We start from the raw sequence: 3,229 nt of genomic DNA on the forward strand, positions 1-3,229 counted from the left end.
CCGCGTCGTTCTTGATCCACAACGCCTTCAGGCCGAGCTCTCGAGCGAGATTGTCCGCGCGTAACAGCGGCGTGAACCCGGGCTCGGTGTTCGGGATGTCGGCGACGGCGGAAGGAACCGGGAGCAGGTCCTTGTACCGCCAGATGGACTTCGGCCCGGACTCGATGTCTTCGCGGGTCACGTGACCGTAGTCATACGCCACTTCGAGCGGGCCGAAGCACTCCATGCATGCGTAGAACGGTCCGAGCTCGGTGGTCGCTGCACATTCGCGACATGACAGGTGGGATGCGCGCCCCAGGTCCGGCTCGGCGCTCTTCGTGCTGGTGGCCGCGGGTGCGTCGGTGATGGTCATGCTGAGGGATACCTCCTCATCTGCCCCGTTCGGTCAACGGGCCGGAGTTGGCACCAAAACCCACCGGAGTGTGGGTGGTTGCCGGGGCTTCAACGGGCCGGTCCCTCTGCCCCTCTGGATGAGTACGTCTGTCACATTACGACGGAGTCGGTCACCACGCGCGTAATGTCCGTACGTTGAGACAAAATCGTCTCACATCGCAATCACGGCATCAAGAGTGCCTGGAGAACGCGGAGCACACCTTCGGGTCCAGGAGCGATGAGATCCGCCTCATCGCGGAGCTCCGGGACCGCTTCCGAGGAGTCGCTGTAGATCACGATTCCGGCGAGGCCGTCCTCCTGAAGGGATCGGACGGCCGCGACGGCTGGCATGTCTCCGATGTCATCGCCCGCGTACACCACGGCTGCGGCGGACACCTCGTCGGCGAGCGCACGCACCGCGGCGCCCTTGTCCACGCCGGTCGGACGCATCTCGAGGACCAGCCGCCCGGGCGTCACCTGCAGGCCGGCGTCCTCGGCGATCTCGGTCACGTGCGGGCGGATCGCCTCCAGCGTCCGTCGTGGATCGTCCGCCTGGCGGGTATGCACCGCGACCGAGTGGCCTTTGTCCTCGATCGTCGCGCCGGGGTGGCGCTGTACCAGCGCCACCGCCCGGGTCCGGGCCTGGTCGACTCCATCGCTTCCGCCGGGGCTCACCAGCTGTCCGTCATGCCAGCGTTCCAGCCCGTAATGCCCGCATACGACGAGCCCGGGAACCTCGGCCAGTCCACCCTGCCGCACCGCGTCGAGCGAGGGCCGGCCCGTGACGATAGCCACCCGCGCGACGTGTTCGGCGACCTGTGACAAGACATCCGCGGCCTGCGGCAGTGCCCGGGCGTCCTCGGGACGCGGAACGATCGGAGACAGCACTCCGTCGAAGTCGAGTGCCACCAGGGTGCGCGACAGCAACGGGGCGAGCTCGGTCTTGATCCGCGCCAGATCGGCTTGCATCTGTTGAACGTCCTACTCTTCGACGGCCTCGGCGTAGTCCTCGACGAGGATGACCACGAGACGGTTCGGGTTGAGTCCTTCGAACGACTCTTCGACACGGCCGACTTCAGGGAACTGGCCCGCCAGCGCCTCCGCGGACTCTTGCAGACCGGGTGGGTAGTAGACGGTCGTCTCCGGGACAGTCCCGTTGAAGCCGCTGGTGGCCGCAACCTCCCAGCCGCCGCCCTCGAAGCGGTCGGCGGCGGTCAGCTCAAGCCCCTCCACCGCCGTCTGGTTGGCGATGCCGATCGGCGAACGGAGCTCCTCCGGAGCCTCAACCGGCTCTTCCTCGTCCGGCTCCTCATCGGAGTCCTCATCGGCGTCGTCGTCAGAGTCCTCCGTGGGATCCTCGGTCGGGTCGCCGTCCTCATCCGGCTCGTCGCCGTCGTCCTCGCCGTCGTCCTCGCCGTCTGGATCCTCGGTCGAGTCCGCGACGACGTCGTCGCCGCCATCGTCGCTGCCGCTGGTGTTGTCTCCGAAGATGAACAGCAAGGCGAGGACGACCCCTGCCGTGCCGACCAGCGCCACAAGCGACGGCCACGCCTTATCGAGCCGCTCGCGCATCGTCACAGAATACGTAGGGTACGCCACGTGCGTGGGGATTGCCGATAGGCAAAACTCACGAGTCAGGCCTCCGCCGTTAGTCGGCGGGCCGATCGGGCGCGTGTACGTGAGGACCTCTGGCGGCGCAGGCGCTTCACCAGCATGGCGTCGTGCGCCAACGCCTCGGGCCGGTCGATCAATGCGTTCAGCACCTGGTAATACCTGGTGGAGGTCAGATCGAAGCGTTCACGGATGACCTGCTCCTTGGAGCCGGCGTACTTCCACCACTGCCGCTCGAACTCGAGTATCTCGCGTTCCCGGTCATCGAGCTCACCGGAAGGAGTGGCGGTCACGGACACATCGGCAACTGCTTCCATGTCCGCCATGGTACGCACAACACACCGACGACGAGCATCTTCGACACGGCGTGGGGCACGTCCCAGCACGTCGAAGGGCTACGGCAACGTCGCGTGGGCGGTCCCATGCGCTGGGTGGAAATGGGAGCAGGTACCGTAGAACAGGCGAGGAGGCCACGTGGACAACACAGGAAAGAGCAGCTTCGTCGTCGTCGCCAACCGGCTCCCGGTCGACCGGGTAGCCGCGGCAGACGGCTCTACAACCTGGCGCCGCAGCCCTGGTGGGCTCGTGACAGCACTCGCCCCGGTGATGCGCGCCTATGACGGTGCCTGGGTGGGATGGACGGGATCGCCGGACGACGAGCCGCCACCGTTCTCCACCGACGACATGGACCTCGTGCCGGTGCCGCTTTCGGCCGAGGAAGTAGCCATGTACTACGAGGGCTTCTCCAACGCCACACTATGGCCGCTGTACCACGATGTGATCGTCGCTCCGGAGTATCACCGCGAGTGGTGGGACGCGCACCGCCGAGTCAATGATCGGTTCGCCAAAGCCGCCGCCGCTGCCGCGGACGAGGAGGCGGTCGTCTTCGTCCAGGACTACCAGCTTCAACTCGTGCCCAACATGTTGCGGCAGCTGCGTCCGGACCTGAAGATCGGGTTCTTCCTGCATATCCCGTTCCCACCGGCGGAGCTCTTCGCTCAGCTACCGTGGCGACGGCAGATACTCGAGGGCCTGGTCGGGGCCGATCTCGTGGGGTTCCAGCGGGGTGGCGCCGCGGACAACTTCGTCAGCCTGGTCGACCGCTACACGAATGCCACGGCCGCGGAGCGGAGAGTGCATACCGCGGACGGCCGTGCCGTGCGCGTGCAGCCGTTCCCCATTTCCATCGAAGTCACCGAGATCACGAAGCTGCTCTCCGACGCTGACGTGGTGCGGCGGGGTACCC

At 66.6% G+C, this 3,229-nt stretch carries 4 protein-coding genes, 1 pseudogene and 1 riboswitch; of the genes and pseudogenes, 1 reads left to right on the forward strand and 4 read right to left on the reverse strand.

Going from position 1 to position 3,229, the window contains the following annotated elements:
* From ELR45_RS41455 to ELR45_RS25210, 4 genes and pseudogenes are all read right to left on the reverse strand, one after another.
* Window positions 1-352 (reverse strand): annotated as a pseudogene (locus ELR45_RS41455) (threonine synthase); the annotation flags it as partial.
* Between the two features lie 13 nt (window positions 353-365).
* Window positions 366-477, reverse strand: a riboswitch (SAM riboswitch).
* A 78-nt stretch (window positions 478-555) separates the two neighbouring features.
* The gene (otsB, locus tag ELR45_RS25200; protein WP_129668811.1) at window positions 556-1,341 is read right to left on the reverse strand and encodes a trehalose-phosphatase; all 786 of its coding nucleotides are present in this window, start codon (window positions 1,339-1,341) and stop codon (window positions 556-558) included.
* 12 nt (window positions 1,342-1,353) lie between these two features.
* The gene (locus ELR45_RS25205; protein ID WP_129668812.1) at window positions 1,354-1,944 is read right to left on the reverse strand and encodes a LytR C-terminal domain-containing protein; all 591 of its coding nucleotides are present in this window, start codon (window positions 1,942-1,944) and stop codon (window positions 1,354-1,356) included.
* Between the two features lie 62 nt (window positions 1,945-2,006).
* Window positions 2,007-2,309, reverse strand: a complete 303-nt coding sequence (locus tag ELR45_RS25210) for a DUF3263 domain-containing protein (RefSeq protein ID WP_129668813.1) — start codon at window positions 2,307-2,309, stop codon at window positions 2,007-2,009.
* Window positions 2,310-2,457: 148 nt separating this feature from the next.
* Here ELR45_RS25210 and ELR45_RS41460 point away from each other — a divergent pair.
* The coding region (locus ELR45_RS41460; protein ID WP_240760129.1) for an alpha,alpha-trehalose-phosphate synthase (UDP-forming) at window positions 2,458-3,229 on the forward strand (772 nt) is incomplete at its 3' end.

This window comes from Phytoactinopolyspora endophytica (assembly GCF_004138495.1).
GTDB lineage: Bacteria > Actinomycetota > Actinomycetes > Jiangellales > Jiangellaceae > Phytoactinopolyspora > Phytoactinopolyspora endophytica.